This window comes from Streptomyces pimonensis (assembly GCF_041380215.1).
GTDB lineage: Bacteria > Actinomycetota > Actinomycetes > Streptomycetales > Streptomycetaceae > Streptomyces > Streptomyces pimonensis.
This window is the reverse complement of sequence record NZ_JAHWZY010000005.1, coordinates 1-17,654: the sequence shown is the minus strand read 5'-3', so window position 1 is coordinate 17,654 and position 17,654 is coordinate 1. Positions and strand designations below refer to the sequence as shown.

The 17,654-nt window shown below is 73.2% G+C and carries 14 protein-coding genes and 4 pseudogenes; 15 read left to right on the top strand and 3 right to left on the bottom strand.

What is annotated here, in order from left to right:
- Positions 1–239: 239 nt before the first annotated feature.
- Positions 240–1,706, bottom strand: a complete 1,467-nt coding sequence (locus tag KYY02_RS06805; RefSeq protein ID WP_371236575.1) for an NsdA family TPR-like regulatory protein — start codon at positions 1,704–1,706, stop codon at positions 240–242.
- A 265-nt stretch (positions 1,707–1,971) separates the two neighbouring features.
- Between KYY02_RS06805 and lipB the strand changes: the two genes are divergently transcribed.
- The 4 genes from lipB to KYY02_RS06785 all read left to right on the top strand — a co-directional run bounded on the left by lipB (position 1,972) and on the right by KYY02_RS06785 (position 5,129).
- A complete protein-coding gene (gene lipB / locus KYY02_RS06800; RefSeq protein WP_371236574.1) occupies positions 1,972–2,769 on the top strand; it encodes a lipoyl(octanoyl) transferase LipB in 798 nt (265 codons plus the stop codon).
- Positions 2,770–2,915: 146 nt separating this feature from the next.
- The gene (gene lipA / locus KYY02_RS06795) at positions 2,916–3,905 is read left to right on the top strand and encodes a lipoyl synthase (protein ID WP_371236573.1); all 990 of its coding nucleotides are present in this window, start codon (positions 2,916–2,918) and stop codon (positions 3,903–3,905) included.
- A gap of 266 nt (positions 3,906–4,171) precedes the next feature.
- Positions 4,172–4,387 carry an SCO2195 family GlnR-regulated protein gene (locus KYY02_RS06790; RefSeq protein ID WP_371236572.1) on the top strand — a complete coding sequence of 72 codons (216 nt, stop codon included), beginning with the start codon at positions 4,172–4,174 and terminating at the stop codon, positions 4,385–4,387.
- 37 nt (positions 4,388–4,424) lie between these two features.
- On the top strand, positions 4,425–5,129 hold the full coding sequence (locus tag KYY02_RS06785; RefSeq protein ID WP_371236571.1) for a DUF4191 domain-containing protein: 705 nt from the start codon (positions 4,425–4,427) through the stop codon (positions 5,127–5,129).
- 88 nt (positions 5,130–5,217) lie between these two features.
- On the opposite strand, the gene KYY02_RS06780 is transcribed toward KYY02_RS06785, so the two are convergent.
- Entirely contained in the window at positions 5,218–5,688 is a 471-nt protein-coding gene (locus KYY02_RS06780) for an RDD family protein (RefSeq protein ID WP_371236570.1), read from the bottom strand.
- Positions 5,689–5,898: 210 nt separating this feature from the next.
- On the opposite strand from KYY02_RS06780, the gene glnA reads away from it, so the two are divergent.
- The 3 genes from glnA (at position 5,899) to KYY02_RS06765 (ending at position 8,516) form a co-directional block, all read left to right on the top strand.
- Positions 5,899–7,308, top strand: a complete 1,410-nt coding sequence (gene glnA / locus KYY02_RS06775; protein WP_371236568.1) for a type I glutamate--ammonia ligase — start codon at positions 5,899–5,901, stop codon at positions 7,306–7,308.
- Between the two features lie 43 nt (positions 7,309–7,351).
- Positions 7,352–7,642 carry a hypothetical protein gene (locus KYY02_RS06770; protein ID WP_371236567.1) on the top strand — a complete coding sequence of 97 codons (291 nt, stop codon included), beginning with the start codon at positions 7,352–7,354 and terminating at the stop codon, positions 7,640–7,642.
- Positions 7,643–8,258: 616 nt separating this feature from the next.
- Positions 8,259–8,516: an SCO2583/SCO2584 N-terminal domain-containing protein gene (locus KYY02_RS06765; protein WP_371236566.1), complete on the top strand. Its 258-nt coding sequence runs from the start codon at positions 8,259–8,261 to the stop codon at positions 8,514–8,516.
- 285 nt (positions 8,517–8,801) lie between these two features.
- Here the strand turns inward: KYY02_RS06765 and KYY02_RS06760 are convergent, their stop codons facing one another.
- Entirely contained in the window at positions 8,802–9,116 is a 315-nt protein-coding gene (locus KYY02_RS06760) for a hypothetical protein (RefSeq protein ID WP_371236564.1), read from the bottom strand.
- Between the two features lie 230 nt (positions 9,117–9,346).
- On the opposite strand from KYY02_RS06760, the pseudogene KYY02_RS06755 reads away from it, so the two are divergent.
- From KYY02_RS06755 to KYY02_RS06720, 8 genes and pseudogenes are all read left to right on the top strand, one after another.
- Positions 9,347–9,705 (top strand): annotated as a pseudogene (locus KYY02_RS06755) (arsenate reductase family protein).
- 555 nt (positions 9,706–10,260) lie between these two features.
- Entirely contained in the window at positions 10,261–11,289 is a 1,029-nt protein-coding gene (gene glnII, locus KYY02_RS06750) for a glutamine synthetase (RefSeq protein WP_371236562.1), read from the top strand.
- Positions 11,290–11,380: 91 nt separating this feature from the next.
- Positions 11,381–11,579: pseudogene (locus KYY02_RS06745) on the top strand (winged helix-turn-helix domain-containing protein); the annotation flags it as partial.
- 73 nt (positions 11,580–11,652) lie between these two features.
- Positions 11,653–12,660: an SDR family oxidoreductase gene (locus tag KYY02_RS06740; protein WP_371236560.1), complete on the top strand. Its 1,008-nt coding sequence runs from the start codon at positions 11,653–11,655 to the stop codon at positions 12,658–12,660.
- 69 nt (positions 12,661–12,729) lie between these two features.
- Positions 12,730–14,001 carry a sensor histidine kinase gene (locus KYY02_RS06735; protein WP_371236559.1) on the top strand — a complete coding sequence of 424 codons (1,272 nt, stop codon included), beginning with the start codon at positions 12,730–12,732 and terminating at the stop codon, positions 13,999–14,001.
- Positions 13,986–14,639, top strand: a pseudogene (locus KYY02_RS06730) (LuxR C-terminal-related transcriptional regulator). The gene KYY02_RS06735 and the pseudogene KYY02_RS06730 overlap by 16 nt, the downstream one beginning before the upstream one ends.
- Positions 14,640–14,857: 218 nt before the next feature.
- Positions 14,858–15,655: pseudogene (locus KYY02_RS06725) on the top strand (DUF1996 domain-containing protein); the annotation flags it as partial.
- 142 nt (positions 15,656–15,797) lie between these two features.
- A partial coding sequence (locus KYY02_RS06720) for a hypothetical protein (protein WP_371236557.1) occupies positions 15,798–17,654 on the top strand: 1,857 nt, incomplete at its 3' end.

The following is a 17,654-nucleotide window of genomic DNA, read 5'->3' as shown; positions in this document are numbered from 1 at the left end:
GGGACGCCTCCCAAGTCCTTCGAGGCGCGGGGAGGCACGGCCGGCGGGTGGTCGCGTACGGCGGGAAGGGGCCGGGGCGGGGGCGGCCGCCCGCAGCGGCCGGCGCGTCCGCACCCCGCACCCCGTCCGGGGAACGTGATCCGCGCCGGTCCGAGGACGGACACCCCCGGCACGGCCCCGCCCCACCCACCGACCGCAGGCACACCACCCGCACCCCACCGGACCGGAACCCGCGCCGTTCAGCCGTACGCCGCGACCCTGTCGCGGTACGTGCGTACGGGGGTCGCGTCCCGGTACGGCTCCAGTCTGCGCTCGAAGTCGCGGACGTACTCGACGGCCCGCACCGACCGCATCTCCGCCGCCTGACCGGCCGCCTCGGCGGCCAGCTGGCACGCCTGGTCCAGCTCCCCCAGGCCGAGCCGGGCGGTCGCCAGCACCATCCGGCAGAAGAGCCGGCTCCGGGCGTACCCCGGCGCCCGCAACCGCAGCGACCGCTCCGCGTGCTGCGCGGCGGCCCGGAACTGCTGGAGGTCCCGGTGGCAGTGCCCGAACTCGTCGGCGAGCTGCGCCTCGTCGAAGAAGCGCGCCCAGTGCGGAACCTCGTCCCCGGGCCGCGCGCCCTCCAGCGCCCGCTCCGCGCGCACCAGCGCCGCCGTGCAGGCCCGTACCTCCCCCAGCACCGCGTGCCCACGCGCCTCGGCCGCGTGCAGCAGGGCCTGCACGACCGGCGGGCCGGACCCGCCCGCCCCCTGCTGGGCGACCCGCGCGAGCTGCACGGCCTCCCGTCCGTGCCCGAGGTAGACGGCCTGCCGGCTCATGGTGACCAGGACGTACGCACCGTAGGGCCGGTCCCCGGCCGCCTGCGCCAGCCGGAGCGCCTGCACGAAGTACCGCTGCGCGAGCCCGTGGGCGGCGATGTCGTACGACGTCCACCCGGCCAGGCGGGTCAGGTCCGCGGCGGCCGCGAACAGCCGGCGTCCGGTCTGCTCGCCGTACGTGCCGCGCAGCATGGGCTCGCACTCGTGCTCCAGGTAGCGCACGAGGGCCTGGCGGGCATGTCCGCCGCCGTACGCGTCGTCGAGCGTGCGGAACAGCTCGCCGACCGACCGCAGCGCCGCGATGTCACCGCCGGTGACCCGGTACCCCGGACCGCGTTCCGCCGTGACACGCCGGCGCGCGAGCAGTTCGGCCGGCCGGACCGGCGGCCGGACCTGTGCCGGCACCCGTACCGCCACCTGTGCCGGCGGCTCCGCCCGGGCCACCTTCTCGTCCGCCCGCCCGATCAGCCAGTCCCTGCTCGGCACGACCAGCCCCGCCGAGGTGAAGGCGATCTTCCGCAGCTCGGCATGGCTGCCGGAGTCCTTGCGCCACAGCCCGCTGACGATGTCGACGGCCTCCTCGGGGGTGGCCGCGAACTCCAGCCCCGCGTAGACCGGCGCGCAGGCGTCCAGCCCCAGGTCCTGGGCGGTCAGGCGGCGGCCCAGGCGCCGGGTGAAGACCTCGGCGATCAGCGCCGGCGTCGTGCCGCGGGGCTGCTGTCCGCGCAGCCAGCGGGTGACGGACGTCTTGTCGTATCTCAGGTCGAGTCCGTGTTCGTGACCCAGCTGGTCCACGCGCCGGGCGAGCCCCGCGTTGGAGAACCCCGCTTCTGCGATGAGCGCGGCGAGCTGTCGGTTGGGGGTGCGCTGCGCGGGTCGTTCCGTCATCTGCGGTGCGGTCTCCTGCCTTCCGGCTGAGCGAGGTGCCCGGACCGCCTGTGAGCAGCCCTTATGGACACACGGACGGCGCGAATGTAGCGGAGAGTGAACAGACGGTCGCAGGATTCACCCGGCATTCATCCGATCGTGTGAGGATTGCTCGAAAGCTGACGACCGGCACGGCCGGACGGACTCCACTCGGGACCGTCTCGAACGGTCGTACAGTGGCGTGGGCGCGTTTCGTGCCCGACGACCTTCTAGGGAGGCGCTTGCCGTGAGCGATGTGCGGTTCGTGCGGATGGGCTTCGGGGCCGAGGCCGTGGACTACCGGGTGGCCTGGGACGAGCAGCGCCGGATGCACGCGGCGCGGTTCGCCGACGAGGTGCCCGACACCGTGATCCTCCTGGAGCACCCCCCGGTCTACACGGCCGGCCGCCGCACCGCGGACAGCGAGCGCCCCCTCGACGGCACCCCGGTCATCGACGTGGACCGCGGCGGCAAGATCACCTGGCACGGTCCCGGCCAGCTGGTGGGCTACCCGATCCAGAAGCTGCCCCGCCCGGTGGACGTGGTCGCGCACGTGCGACGCCTGGAGGAGGCCCTGATCCGCACCTGCGCGGAGTTCGGCCTGGAGACCACCCGGGTGGAGGGCCGCAGCGGGGTGTGGGTGCTGGGCGACCCGGTGGAACGGCGCCCCGCGCTCGGCGGACTCTCCCTGGACTTCGACCCCCGACTCTCCGACGACGAGTTCGACCCCCGCCTCAACGGCCCGGAGTACGCGCCCTCCAACGCCGGCCAGCGCCGCGAGGACCGCAAGATCGCCGCGATCGGCATCCGGGTGGCCAAGGGCGTCACGATGCACGGCTTCGCGCTGAACGTGAACCCCGACAACAAGTGGTTCGACAAGATCATCCCGTGCGGCATCCGCGACGCCGGCGTCGCCTCCCTGGCGAACGAGCTGGGCCGCGACATCACGATCGCCGAGGTGCTCCCCGTCGTGGAGCGCCACCTCCGGGACGTCCTGGAGAACGCGGAACCCAAGCCCCGGATCGTCGAGAAGACACCGGCGTAGCAACAGTCGTCCGGCATGTGGGGACGAGGCCGGAGCGGGGACCCGGGGCAGCCGTCCCTCCCGGCAAGGCCAGCACCGACGCCGACCGACAAATCAACGGGCGTACCCTGAAGAACGCCGAAGAATCAATCGCTAGGGAGCCGGTCGTGTCCGCAGTCGCACCCGACGGACGCAAGATGCTGCGCCTGGAGGTCCGCAACAGCCAGACCCCCATCGAGCGCAAGCCCGAGTGGATCAAGACCCGGGCGAAAATGGGTCCCGAGTACTCCAAGATGCAGAACCTCGTCAAGAGCGAGGGCCTGCACACGGTCTGCCAGGAAGCCGGCTGTCCCAACATCTACGAGTGCTGGGAGGACCGCGAGGCGACCTTCCTCATCGGCGGCGACCAGTGCACCAGGCGCTGCGACTTCTGCCAGATCGACACCGGCAAGCCCGAGGCCCTCGACCGTGACGAGCCGCGCCGCGTCGGCGAGTCGGTCGTCACCATGGACCTGAACTACGCCACCATCACCGGCGTCGCCCGCGACGACCTGGAGGACGGCGGCGCCTGGCTGTACGCCGAGACCGTGCGCCAGATCCACGCGCAGACGGCGGACCGCGCGGACGGCCGCACCAAGGTCGAGCTGCTCGCCCCGGACTTCAACGCGGTCCCCGAGCAGCTGGAGGAGGTCTTCTCCTCCCGCCCCGAGGTGTTCGCGCACAACGTCGAGACGGTTCCCCGGATCTTCAAGCGGATCCGCCCCGGCTTCCGCTACGACCGTTCCCTGAGGGTCATCACCGACGCCCGCGACTACGGTCTGGTCACCAAGTCGAACCTGATCCTCGGCATGGGCGAGACCCGCGAGGAGGTCAGCGAGGCGCTGAAGCAGCTGCACGACGCCGGCTGCGAGCTGATCACCATCACGCAGTACCTGCGGCCCTCCGTGCGTCACCACCCCGTGGAGCGCTGGGTGAAGCCGCAGGAGTTCGTGGAGCTGAAGGAGGAGGCCGAGCAGATCGGCTTCTCCGGTGTGATGTCCGGCCCGCTGGTCCGCTCCTCCTACCGCGCCGGCCGCCTCTACCGGATGGCGACCGAGCTGCGTCGATCAGCCGCTCCGCAGCGAGGGGACGCGTACGTGGCCCCCCAGGCCGTCTGACCTCGCCCGGAGCCGTCCGGCGACACACCGCCGACCGCGTGTGAATTCACACACAAGGCCCTACCTGCCGGTAATGGCCGAGACGACGCGGCCCCGACCGTCCCCGCAGATGAGGGCACGGGTCGGGGCCGCGTCGGCGTCCCGGCCCCGACCACCGAGGCTTCATGCCTGTTTGACCGGTCGGTCACGTCCTGGTAACACCAGTCAGTGAGCCTGGAATCACCGCACGTACACCCCACCCGTCGGCACCGAGGGAGACCTCCACCATGCAGGCCGCGCCCGTCCGCGCCACCGCCATCCCGTCCCTCACCACCGCACTGCGCGCCGTCGAGTCGCTGCTGATGAGCGGCGGCCAGCGCACCGCCCGCCGCAACGCCTGGACCTCGGTACTGGAGGACCGCCGCCGCGCCAAGGACCGGGTCGAGGCGCAGCGCGTCCTCGACCAGACCCTGACCGCCCCTTCGCTGACGATCCGCCCCTGACCCACCGTCCCCACCGGGGACACGTAGACTTCATGGCATGGCGAGGAAGGAAACCGCAGCGGACGCTGCGAACCCCGGGCGACTGAAGCAGATCGCCCTGACCTACAAGATGACCCGCAGGGCCGACAAGAAGATCGGTCTTGTACTCGCGGCTGTCGGAATCGTCACCTTCGGTGTCTTCCTCGCGATCGGTTTCTTGATCGGGCACCCCATCTATCTCGGCATCCTGGGCTTCCTGCTCGCCTTCCTCGCGACGGCGATCGTGTTCGGGCGCCGGGCCGAGCGGGCCGCCTTCGGGCAGATGGAGGGACAGCCGGGCGCCGCCGCGGCCGTGCTCGACAACATCGGCCGGGGCTGGACGACCACTCCCGCGGTGGCGATGAACCGTAACCAGGACGTGGTGCACCGCGCGGTCGGCAAGGCCGGCATCGTACTGGTCGCCGAGGGCAACCCGAACCGGGTGAAGAGCCTGCTGGCCGCCGAGAAGAAGAAGATGAACCGCATCGTCGCGGACGTCCCGGTGCACGACCTGATCGTGGGCACCGGCGAGGGCCAGGTGGAGCTGAAGAAGGTCCGCACGACCATGCTCAAGCTGCCCCGCGTGCTCACCGGCCCACAGGTCACCGCGACCAACGACCGGCTGCGCGCCCTGGGCGACCTGATGAGCAACATGCCGCTGCCGAAGGGCCCGATGCCCAAGGGCATGAAACTGCCGAAGGGCGGCGGACCGAGGGGCCGCTGACCCACGCTTTCCCCTACGACGACGGGGCGCCGGAATCACTTCCGGCGCCCCGTCGTCGTAACCCGTCGCGCCGCCCGGGGGGTGGGTGTCAGATCCGCACCTGGACCGTGCGGGCCAGCCGGTCGTGCAGGCCGCGGCCGTCGCGGTCCCAGACGAGGGCGGGGACCGCGAGGCACAGCAGCACGGAGCGCACCAGACCGCGCAGCGGCTGGATCCGGCCGGTTCCGAGGGCGACCACCCGCAGCCCGAACAGGCGCTTGCCGGGCGTGAAGCCGACCGTGCCGACGGTGAGGACGCTCAGCACGAGGAACACCAGCAGCGCCCAGTTGCCGGTCGCCTGCCCGTCGTAGCCCTCGGTGATCAGGCCGTATGCGATCAGGACGCACAGGCCCCAGTCCACGGCGAGGGCGCCGAGCCTGCGGCCGGGGCGTGCGATCGATCCCGGTCCGTCCTCCGGCAGCCCCAGTTGCTCACCCCGGTAACCGAACTCGGCACCGGCGTCCTCCAGGGCCGCACGGGGCCCGGAGAGCCATGATCCGATTGCTTGCCTGTTGTCCACCCGTCCACGGTACTGCGCCCGGATATGACCACAGGACGGCGGGGTGCGTCCGGGCTACCGTGGGAGAGGGGCCGGTTAACTTGTGCGAAACAAACGGGTCACGCCCGGGAAATGACCCGTCCCTAGGGTCGGGGCGAGCGTGTGCCACCCGCACTGGCCACACGAACGGTCTACCACCCCGGCGGGACGGTCGGGAGTAGGAGGAGCTGGATGTTCCAGAACGCCGACGACGCCAAGAAGTACCTCGCGGACGAGGACGTCAAGTTCATCGACGTCCGGTTCTGCGACCTCCCGGGTGTGATGCAGCACGTCACGATCCCTGCCGAGGCGTTCGACCCGGACGAGGAGCTGGCGTTCGACGGATCGTCGATCCGCGGCTTCCAGGCCATCCACGAGTCCGACATGTCGCTGCGCGCGGACCTGTCGACCGCCCGGGTCGACCCGTTCCGCCGTGACAGGACGCTGAACATCAACTTCTTCATCCACGACCCGATCACGGGCGAGCAGTACTCCCGCGACCCGCGCAACGTGGCCAAGAAGGCCGAGGCGTACCTGGCCTCCACCGGGATCGCGGACACCGCGTACTTCGGCCCCGAGGCCGAGTTCTACGTCTTCGACAGCGTCCGCTTCAAGACCTCCGAGAACGAGTCCTTCTACCACATCGACTCCGAGGCGGGCGCCTGGAACACCGGTGCGCTGGAGGACAACCGCGGTTACAAGGTCCGCTACAAGGGCGGCTACTTCCCGGTCCCGCCGGTCGACCACTTCGCCGACCTGCGCGCCGAGATGTCCCTGGAGCTGGCCAAGGCCGGCCTGCAGGTCGAGCGCCAGCACCACGAGGTGGGCACCGCAGGCCAGGCCGAGATCAACTACAGGTTCAACACCCTGCTCGCCGCCGCGGACGACCTGCAGCTCTTCAAGTACATCGTGAAGAACGTCGCCTGGCGCAACGGCAAGACCGCGACCTTCATGCCGAAGCCGATCTTCGGTGACAACGGCTCCGGCATGCACGTCCACCAGTCGCTGTGGGCGGGCGGCGAACCGCTCTTCTACGACGAGCAGGGCTACGCCGGCCTGTCGGACACGGCCCGCTACTACATCGGCGGCATCCTCAAGCACGCCCCGTCGCTGCTGGCCTTCACCAACCCGACGGTGAACTCCTACCACCGTCTGGTGCCGGGCTTCGAGGCCCCGGTGAACCTGGTGTACTCGCAGCGCAACCGTTCCGCCGCGATGCGCATCCCGATCACCGGCTCCAACCCGAAGGCCAAGCGCGTCGAGTTCCGCGCCCCGGACGCCTCCGGCAACCCGTACCTGGCCTTCTCGGCGCTGCTGCTGGCCGGTCTGGACGGCATCAGGAACAAGATCGAGCCGGCCGAGCCGATCGACAAGGACCTCTACGAGCTGGCTCCCGAGGAGCACGCGAACGTGGCCCAGGTACCGACCTCCCTCGGCGCGGTCCTCGACCGCCTCGAGGCCGACCACGAGTTCCTCCTCCAGGGCGACGTCTTCACGCCGGACCTGATCGAGACGTGGATCGACTTCAAGCGTCAGAACGAGATCGCCCCGCTCCAGCTCCGCCCGCACCCGCACGAGTTCGAGCTGTACTTCGACGTGTGAGGAGCGAGGTCGCACCGGCGGAGGCCGTCATCCCGGACCAGGGGTGGCGGCCTTCGCCGTACGCCCGGCGACGGTCCGGCCGGGGGACCGCCAACGGGAACCGCAGGATGACGCCCTGTCGTACACCGACGGGTTCCGCGCCTTCGCCTCCCGGCGCGGCGTCTCGCGCGACGCCGTCCCCGGAGACCGTCCGCTGCCGGACCGGTTCGGTCCCACCGTCCGGCGGTGGCCGCGGGAGTCGCGCGAGCGGCTCGATCCGCGCGCCGGACCGCTCCCGCACCGGGCCGGCCCGGTCGCCGGGGAGCCCGCCGAAGTGGCCGGGGGCATCTCGTAGAGCCTCGTCCAGCGCTCCCTGGCCGGCATCGCCCCCGCCTTCGCCGCCGGGCAGTACTCCCGTCCCCGCGACCTGTACCTCACCACGCCGCCGGGTCCCGGGCCGACGGCGCGGGAGCATCCAACCGGCACGGACGGACCGGCCGACGTCGACTCCGGTCCGCTTCCGCCCGGGGTGGGCCCGTCGGCGGGCGTCGTCGCCATCGGCGCGGCCCGGGGGCACGGCGGCACCCGGCTCGCCGGCGCGCTCGCGGGCCTCAGCGAACCGGCGGGCGCCCCGGTCGGCACTCCGTGGACCAAGCGGTACGTCTTCGGTCTGCTCCCGGTCGGCGACGCGTTCCCGGCCCGGTCGAAGAGCGCCCGGCCGTGGGTGGCGCAGCCACCGCCCCCGCCGCCGGCGCCCTGCCCTGGCTGCCCGCCCCGGTACGGCACCTGCGGGACCGACGGCGGGCCCGGTTCCGCGCTCTGCCGAGCGCCCGTCCCGGACACGGTACGGAGCCGTGAGCCCGTGAGCCCTCCGCCGCCCCCGCTGCCGTCGTATGTCCGGAAAGCTTCCCTCTCCGCACACGGAGAGGGATCCTTGATCTGACACTGCTGTTCGAGAGAGGGTCGCGGGGATGTCCGGAAGGAACGACGAGGAGCGGGAGTTCGACCTCAAGTGGGCGGACGGCGCCGAGCACAAGGAGCCGTCGGCGCGGGCCCGCATGCTGGCCGCGCGCTGGAAGGACAACCCGCCCGGACCGGTCCCCTTCCGCGGCGAACCGGAGTACCGGGGACCGTCCGGCCGCTCGTCGTGGGTGTCGACGGCCGTGGTGCTCGGCTGCGTCGTCGCGGTGATCGTGCTGCTCGGCTACGCCGACTTCCGCCCGTACTGATCCCGGCTGCTCGCTCCGGGCGACGGCGGCCGTCGGTGAGGTCCGGGAGGCGCGCGGGGCGGGCACCGTTCCCACGGCGGCGGTCACCGGGACGAGGGCGGTGAGGACCGCCGCGAGCCGCCCCGCCGGGACGCCGAACGGGGTGCTCGTCCCGGTGACACGGACCACCGGCCAGGAGTACGGCAGGCCGAGGGCCGGACCGGGGATCTTGCCCGGTGCGCCGTGGAGCGGCACACCGGTGCCGGGCGGCCCCGCGCGCGGGGCCGCCCGGCACCGGTCCGGGACTCAGCGGTTGTCACGCATGAACGCGCGCACCATGTGGCACGTGGTGTCCGACGGCGGGTGGACGCCGATCAGCCGCGCCGTGGTGCGGATCTCCTCGTTGCGGGCCTGGTGGGGCAGGTAGACGCCGGAGTCGAGCAGGGCGATGGCGAGCCGCATCGCCTTGAGCCGGCGGTTGTGCGTGACGTACCACTCGCGCGGGCGACCCGCCGGGAGCGGGCGCTTCTCCACCGGGGCACAGGGCAGCTCCAGCGGCACGGGACGCTTCGCGGTGGACTGGGTGGGCAGGGGCTTCGGCTTGAGTGCGGCAGCGGGCACGGGCATCCTCCTGTCGCGGTCGGGGCGGCCCGCCGGGATCCCCGACGACCCCGGTACCACCCTCGAACACTGCTTCCAGTCTACTGCCCGTCACTGACAATCAGCAGACTCGAAGGGACGATGAATCCCCTGGTGAGGAAGGGTTCTGACGGAACGCCACACCGGTCCCGCGAGGCACGCACGCGAGGGCAAGAATTCGAACAAAGGCAGGTCGGCGTACCGTGGGCGGCATGGAGATCTGGATCAATCCCGCCTGTTCCAAATGCCGCGGCGCCATCAGCCTGCTCGACGCCGAGGGGGTCGACTACACCGTCCGCCGCTACCTGGAGGACGTACCGGGCGAGGACGAGATCCGGGCGGTGCTGGTGCGGCTCGGGCTGGAACCGTGGGACATCACCCGGACCCAGGAGGCCGTCGCGACGGAACTGGGCCTCGAGGAGTGGGCGCGGGACTCCGGGACGCGGGACCGCTGGATCGCGGCGCTCGCCTCGCACCCGGGCTGATCCAGCGGCCGATCATCACGGCGGACGACGGCACGGCGGTCGTGGGCCGCACGGAGGACGCCGTACGGGACGCCCTCTCCCGCTGACGACCGTGCGCCGCGGACCGCTTCGGCCGGCCGAAGCGGCCGCTGAGCAGCTTCGTTCGTCATCTCGTGCATGGCGCCGTACGCTCCCCCGGCCGCGTCCGGCAACCGGTCCCCGGCCGGTACGAAGCCGAAGGTCACCCCCCGGACAACGACGAGTCCACGACGGCGGAGGTCACCTCGGTGTCCGGCAGCCGCGCGCTGCTCGGCGACGCGGCCTTCGAGCAGGCCCGCGAGGCGGGCGGGTTCCTGCTCCGCTGTGCGGTGATCGGGAAGGTGGGGCGAGGCCGGGGTTCGTCGCGGATCGCCGGGGCCCGACGCTCCCCCACCGGGGCGGCGGGCCCGTCCGTGTCCCCCTCGCAGCCGGGCTCCCCTCCGCGCGCGTGCCCGCACGGTGGGGCCGGACACCGCGGGGGCGGGTAACACGGGGTTCACACCCGGGCAACGGCCGGGAAATCGCCTGTTGACAAGCTGCGTGACATCGACGGCGGCGCCCCAGTGCCGCAGCGCCGCAGCACCCGCACAAGCGCCCAGACCCACCCCAGAAGGATGTGGACCGTGAGCTTCAAGGCCGAGTACATCTGGATCGACGGCACCGAGCCGACCGCCAAGCTGCGCTCCAAGACGAAGATCCTGGCCGACGACGCCAAGGGCGCGGAGCTGCCGATCTGGGGCTTCGACGGTTCCTCCACCAACCAGGCCGAGGGCCACGCCTCCGACTGCGTCCTCAAGCCGGTCTTCGTCTGCCCCGACCCCCTCCGCGGCGGCGACGACGTCCTGGTGCTGTGCGAGGTCCTGAACACGGACATGACGCCGCACACGACCAACACCCGTGCCGCGCTGGCCGAGGTCGCCGAGAAGTTCACCGCGCAGGAGCCGATCTTCGGCATCGAGCAGGAGTACACCTTCTTCCAGGGCTCCCGCCCGCTCGGCTTCCCCGTGGGCGGCTTCCCGGCCGCGCAGGGCGGCTACTACTGCGGTGTCGGCTCGGACGAGATCTTCGGCCGGGACGTCGTCGAGGCGCACCTGGAGAACTGCCTGAAGGCGGGCCTGGGCATCTCCGGCATCAACGCCGAGGTCATGCCCGGCCAGTGGGAGTTCCAGGTCGGCCCGCTGGCCCCGCTGGAGGTCTCCGACCAGCTGTGGGTGGCCCGCTGGCTGCTCTACCGCACGGCCGAGGACTTCGACGTCTCCGCCACCCTCGACCCCAAGCCGGTCAAGGGCGACTGGAACGGCGCGGGCGCGCACACCAACTTCTCCACCAAGGCGATGCGCGAAGGCTACGACGCGATCATCACCGCGTGCGAGTCGCTCGGCGAGGGGTCCAAGCCGCTGGACCACGTGAAGAACTACGGCGCCGGCATCGACGACCGCCTCACCGGTCTGCACGAGACCGCCCCGTGGAACGAGTACTCCTACGGCGTCTCCAACCGCGGCGCCTCGGTCCGCATCCCGTGGCAGGTCGAGAAGGACGGCAAGGGCTACATCGAGGACCGCCGTCCCAACGCCAACGTCGACCCGTACGTGGTGACCCGTCTGCTGGTCGACACGTGCTGCACCGCGCTGGAGAAGGCCGGCCAGGTCTGATCCGCACCGCAGTCCGCGCGCGGGGGCGTCCACCGTCGGGGTGGGCGCCCCCGTGCGTCGTCCGAGCGGCGGAAGGGGGCTCCCGCCGGCGGCGCACCCGGGCCGGGTGCACACCCGGGACCGTCTGCCCCGCACGGTGCGGGGCTACGGCCGCGTCGGCGACGGCCGTACCGTCGACGTCCACATCGCCCGGCTGCGCCGCGAACCGGGCGCCGGGTACCGGGTACCGGGACACGATCCGCACGGCGCGCCGGGTCGGCCACAAGTACGTTCCGCCGACCGGACGCTGAGCCCCGGGCGACCGGTCTGCCGACAGCAGATTCCTCTTTCCCCCGGACCGCCCGGCCGGGCAGAGTCACCGGTATGAGACTTCTGACGCTGGGGGGTACGGAGTTCGCGGGACGGGCCGTCGTCGAGGCGGCCCTCGGGCGGGGCTGGGAGGTGACCGTCTTCCACCGGGGACGGCACGAGGCCCCCGAGGGCGTGCGGACACTGCTGGGCGACCGCACCGCACCGGGCGGTCCGGCCGCGCTCGACGAGGCCCCCGGGGAGTGGGACGTCGTCGTCGACACCTGGTCGGCCGCACCGCGCGCGGTACGGGACACGGCAAGGCTGCTGCGGGGCCGCGCCGGCCGGTACGTGTACGTGTCGAGCTGCTCGGTGTACGACTGGGCCCCGCCCGCCGGGTACACCGAACGGGCGCCCCTGGTGGCGGGCGCCCGTGCCGACGCCGGCCCCACGGACTACGCGCGGGACAAGCTGGGCGGTGAGCTGGCCGCCGTGGACGCCTTCGGCGCGGACCGGTCGCTGCTGGTGCGGGCGGGGCTGATCCTCGGGCCGTACGAGAACGTGGGCCGGCTGCCCTGGTGGCTGAACCGGATGGCACGCGGCGGTCCGGTCCTGGCGCCGGGCCCGCGTGACCTGCCGCTCCAGTACGTCGACGTCCGCGACCTCGCGGAGTGGATCCTCGGGGCGGCGGAGCGCGGGCTGAGCGGACCGTACAACCTGATGTCGCCGCAGGGGCACACCACGACGGGCGGACTGCTGGAAGCGTGTGCCGAGGTGACCGGGGGCCCGGCCGAACTGCGGTGGACCGCGCCGGAGGTGATCCTGGAGGCGGGCATCGAGCCGTGGACGCAGCTGCCGGTGTGGACGCCGCCGGGCAGCGACCTGCACGACGCGCTGCACTCGGCGGACGTCTCCCGGGCGGTCGCGGCGGGACTGCGCTGCCGTCCGGTCGCCGAGACCGTGGCCGACACCTGGACCTGGCTGCGAAGGATCGGCGGCACCGCCCCGCAGCGTCCGGACCGGACGGTCAAGGGGCTCGATCCAGAGGTGGAGGCGGAGGTGCTGGCGGGCCCGGGGGTGTAGGTGGCACCACCTCCCGGACGGGGGCCCGGCCCAGTGACCGGCGCGCCCCGCTCCACCAGAATCCTCCCCATGACCATCGCCACGAGGAGCCGTGACGGGCAGCGCGGACAGCGCACGAGGGGCGCGGCGAGAGGGGCGGCGCGGGCCCTGGGACTGGCGCTGGTGTCGCTGCCCGCCTCGGTGCTGTGCTTCGCGCTGTCCGCGGTGTCCGTCTCGCTGATCCCGGTCGGGATCGGCATCGTCACCACCCCGTACGTGCTCACCGCCGTGCGGACGTACGCGAACTGGCGGCGGGTGCTGGCGGCCGAGTGGGGCGGGGTGCGGATCCCGCCGTCGTACCGGCCGGTGCCGGAGGACGCCAACCCGTGGGGGCGGACGTTCGGGATGCTGCGCGACCCGGCGACCTGGCGGGACCTGTGGTGGCTGCCCGTCGACATGACCGCCGGCTTCGTCACCGCGCTGCTGCCGGCCGCGCTGCTGCTCTACCCGCTGGAGGGGTTCGCGCTGGCGGTCGGGCTGTGGCGGGTGATGCCCGACGGGTACTGGTACGGCTTCGTGCCGGTCTCCGGCCAGACGTCCGCGCTGGGCGCCGGTGTGCTCGCCCTCGCCCTGCTGTTCCTCGCGCACTTCCTCACCCCGCGCCTGCTGGACGCCCACTTCCGGCTCACCCGGGTGGTGCTCGGCTCCGACCGGGGTGAGCTGACCGAGCGCGTGCGGGTGCTGACCGAGACCCGGCGGGACGCCGTGGACACCTCCGCCGCCGAACTGCGGCGCATCGAGCGGGACCTGCACGACGGGGCGCAGGCGCGGCTGGTCGCCATGGGCATGGACCTGGGGACGGTCGAGGCGCTGATCGAGAAGGACCCGGCGAAGGCGCGCGAACTGCTGGCGCAGGCCCGCCGGTCCTCCGCCGAGGCGCTGACCGAGCTGCGGGAGCTGGTGCGCGGCATCCATCCGCCGGTACTGGCCGAGCGCGGACTCGGTGACGCGGTGCGGGCACTGGCGCTGCGGCTGCCGGTGGCCGCGGAGGTGACCGTGGAGCTGCCCGGCCGGGCCGAGGCGCCGGTGGAGTCAGCCGCGTACTTCGCGGTGAGCGAGGTGCTCACCAACACGGTGAAGCACTCCGGGGCGGACCGCGTCTGGATCGACCTGCACCACGCCGACGGCCACCTGCGGGTGGCGGTCACCGACAACGGCAAGGGCGGCGCGGTGATCGGGACCGGTTCGGGGCTGACCGGGGTGGAGCGTCGGCTGGGTACATTCGACGGCGTCCTGGCCGTCAGCAGCCCCGTCGGCGGCCCCACCATGGTCACCCTGGAGATCCCTTGCGCGTTGTCCTAGCCGAAGACCTCTTCCTGCTGCGCGACGGACTCGTACGACTCCTCGAAGCGCACGACTTCGAGATCGTGGCGGCCGTGGAGTCCGGGCCCTAACTGGCCCGGGCGCTGGCCGAGCTGGAGCCCGACGTCGCCGTGGTCGACGTACGGCTGCCGCCGACCCACACCGACGAGGGGCTGCAGTGCGCGCTGGAGGCACGGCGCGGGCGGCCGGGGCTTCCGGTGCTGGTGCTCCCGCAGCACGTGGAGCAGTTGTACGCGCGGGAGCTGCTGGCCGACGGCAGCGGCGGGGTGGGGTATCTGCTGAAGGACCGGGTGCTCGACGCGGAGCAGTTCGTGGACGCCGTGCGGAGGGTGGCACGGGGAGGCACGGCGATGGATCCGCAGGTGATCCAGCAGCTGCTGGCGCGGCGGTCGGGGGACGACCGGCCGCTGGCGCGGCTGACGCCCCGGGAGCTGGAGGTGCTGGAGCTGATGGCGCAGGGGCGGACCAACGCGGCGATCGCGGCCCGGCTGGTGGTGACGGAACGGGCGATCGCGAAGCACACCGCGAACATCTTCGCCAAACTGGGTCTCGAGGTCTCGGACGACGACAACCGGCGCGTGCTGGCGGTACTCGCCTATCTCGACCACGGCCGGTGAAACCGGACCCGCCCCTTCGCCCCCGGTGGGCGATCAACGACCCCTGGTGCTCCAAGGGCTGCTGGAACCGGTGTGGGCGTACGGACTTCTCGTCGGTCCCCGAGACGGGTGAACACCCGTGGGGCGGCTCCCGTACTCGAGGGAGCCGCTTCGCTCCTGTCGGGCCGCTCGACGCCCCGCGATGGGACGCCCCCGCAAGGAAGGTCAAGAGGGGTTCCATGGGACGCAACACGAGGAAACGCCGTATGCCGCCGGCCACCGAAGTGACAGCCGGGGCGGCGGCCCTGGCGCTCGGCGGGGGCGGGCCGGCCCGGGCGAGCTTCCACGCATCGGCCCACGAGGACGGAGGCCGCGACCGGACGAAGTCGAGGGGAGCGCAGGTCGCCACGATCAGCTGCCCCGACGTCGGCCAGAAGCTGACGAAGGTGCCGGGGAAGGCACACAGAAGCGTGGCGAGGGAACTGGCCCTGCTGGACCGGCGGATCACGGACGCCTGCACGCGCCTCGCGGAGACGCGCCGGGCCCGGGCGGGTGACGCGAACCACGTCGACAACGCCGTCCTCGGGCCGCTGGAGTCCAAGCGGACGGCCACCCCGGACCGGATCGGCGTCGACCGGGCGGGCGGCACGGCGCCGCGCGGTCTCGGCCGGCTCGCCCGGTGCCAGGGCGTCCCCGTCGGCCGGCCGGGCGGCAACGACGGCTCGGGCCAGGACCAGGGCGGCTCAGGCCAGGACGACGGAGGCGAGCAGGGCAACGGCGGACAGGCCCGCAACGGGCCCGTCGCGGACGACTTCATCGACATCGAGGACGTCCGGCCGAACTCCCGCAACCTGCCGAACGGTCCGGCCGCGAACGGCGACGGCGGTTCGACGGGCAGCTTCACCACCGAGTGCGGCACCAACGAGAACGGGCTCCGCAACTCGGACAACGTGATCGTCGCTCCCGGTGCCAGCAACGGCGCCCGGCACCAGCACGACTGCGTCGGCGACCAGTCCAACACCGCCTCCGCCGACGAGTCGACGGCGACATCGTGACGGCGACACGCCGCACGGAGCCCCGGCTCGGGGCCCGCGGTCTTGGATACGGCCGCGACGGCCGCAGCGCTCAACGGCCGCGTGGGTCAGGTGACCATCCGCCGGTTCGCTCGTTGCGCTGGACGTGCAGTCACAGGATGTCGGCCCGCCCTCCGCGGCCGGTCCGGTCGTGGACGTCGAACAGGCCGAGGCCGCGCTCGTCGAGCACTACCCGCGGCTCGTCCGGCTCGCCTACCTGGTGCTGCCGTCCGGCAGGGGCCGGAGCAGGCGGGTGCTCACCGCGCACTCCCTGGTCCAGCGGGCACTGCCCCGGGGCCGCGCCCCCGCGCCGTTGGTCCCCGCCCAGCAGGCCGGCCGTGACGGCGGCCCCGGGTACGCGCTGATCCGCCTCCAGGTGCTGCGTACGGCGCTGGGGCGCAGGGCGGGGCTGCCGCCGCCGCTCCCGCGGGTGTGGGGCCTGAAACTGTTCCCGCGCTCGGGCGGCCCCGACGAACTCGCTCTGGACCACAGGCTGTCCACGCTGTCCGGACCGGCCCGCGCCGCCCACGCCCTGCGCGGCCTGGAGCGGCTCCCGGACGGGGACGTGCGGGAGGTGCTCCGGGCCGCGGGCGTCGCCGACGTGGGCGCCGCGCTGAAGGAGGCCGACCGGATCCCCGACCCGTACCGGCTGCTGGACTCCCCGGGGTTCGACCCCTGCGTGCTGCAGGTCCGGCCGACCGATCTGCTGCGCCGCCGCCGGCGTCTGAAGGCCGCGCTGGTCGCCGGGGCGGCGCTGGCGGTGTGCGGGACGCTGCTCGGGCTGCCGGGCGACGGCTGGGGCCCGGACGGCGCCGCCGCACCCCCGGCCGCGCAGGCCGCGCTGGACCCGGGAAGGCTGACCCGGGTCTCCCCCACCGCCTGGAGGGCCTCCGCGCGCACCGACTTCTCCGTGTGGCCGGCGCGCGGTGACCGCACCGGCGACCGCGCCCTGCTGCGCCGCGCCCTCGCCGCCTGGGTCCGGCCCGGCAAGGGCGTCCTGGTGTCGGCGACCCCGGGCACCCCGTCCGGCGGCCCCGCCGGGCCGCCCCAGTTGCTGTACGCGGGGACGGTCGACACCGCGCGCGTGGTGGTCCTGTACGACGGTCTGCGCGTCGCCAGGTACGCCGAGCCGAAGGACGGCACGCAGGACGCCGTGCTCGACCTCGCCCGCGTCGACGGCGCCGGGCGCGCCGGTTCGGGCGCGGTGGTGCTGAGCCGGACCGACGGCAACGTCCGCTATCTGACGGCCCCCTGGGTGCGCGGGGCGGGCGAGCGGGACCTGCGCAGGCCGGACTCCGGCACGAGGGGCCTCGGCCTCACCGGCGGGGTGACCCCGCCGCTGGCCGGCCCCGCCGTGCGGCCGGAGCCGTGCACCTCCTGGAACGTGCTGGAACTGACCGACGGCACCGGCACCCGGCTGGTCACCGACCTCGGCGAGCTGGTCCCGGCCCGCCTCACCGCCGGACGGCCGGACAGGGCACACGAGGTCTCCGGTGCCGAGGCGCTGCGCACCTGGGCGCCGTACGCCTGCTCGCTGGGCGCGGTGCGCTCGGCGGGGGTGCGGAGCGTGAACGCCTGGGCGTTCGCCGAGCAGCCGCTGCCCGGCGGGAGCGGGGAGGCGGCGTGGGTGTGCACGCGGGCGGAGACCTGGCGGGGCGGCGGGGCACGGGTGCTGGTGCAGTTCCGCACGCCGGGCGGGCGGTTCGGGGTGGTGGCGGCGAAGGCCGAGGACGTACCGGCGTGCGGGGAGCGGGACCCGCGAGTCCTCGCCGGGGTGCTGTGGAAGTCCGGGACGGGTGACTGGTACCTGCTGGCCGCCGGCGGCCGCGACACGGCGTCCATCAGGGCGACGGGCGGCGTCGAGGGTTCGGCACGGGGCCACCTGCTCGCCCTCCGCGCCGAGGCCGGCGCCCGGGCGGACCTGGAGGGCGGCCTGGAGGACGGGCGGTCGATCAGCGGACTG

Bases quoted from the DNA above. Each gene is read 5' to 3' on its own strand.
- KYY02_RS06805 (WP_371236575.1), bottom strand. From the start codon at position 1,706: ATGACGGAACGACCCGCGCAGCGCACCCCCAACCGACAGCTCGCCGCG.
- KYY02_RS06790 (WP_371236572.1), top strand. From the start codon at position 4,172: ATGCAGGCCGCGCCCGTCCGCGCCACCGCCATCCCGTCCCTCACCACC.
- KYY02_RS06785 (WP_371236571.1), top strand. From the start codon at position 4,425: ATGGCGAGGAAGGAAACCGCAGCGGACGCTGCGAACCCCGGGCGACTG.
- glnA (WP_371236568.1), top strand. From the start codon at position 5,899: ATGTTCCAGAACGCCGACGACGCCAAGAAGTACCTCGCGGACGAGGAC.
- KYY02_RS06765 (WP_371236566.1), top strand. From the start codon at position 8,259: ATGTCCGGAAGGAACGACGAGGAGCGGGAGTTCGACCTCAAGTGGGCG.
- KYY02_RS06740 (WP_371236560.1), top strand. From the start codon at position 11,653: ATGAGACTTCTGACGCTGGGGGGTACGGAGTTCGCGGGACGGGCCGTC.
- KYY02_RS06735 (WP_371236559.1), top strand. From the start codon at position 12,730: ATGACCATCGCCACGAGGAGCCGTGACGGGCAGCGCGGACAGCGCACG.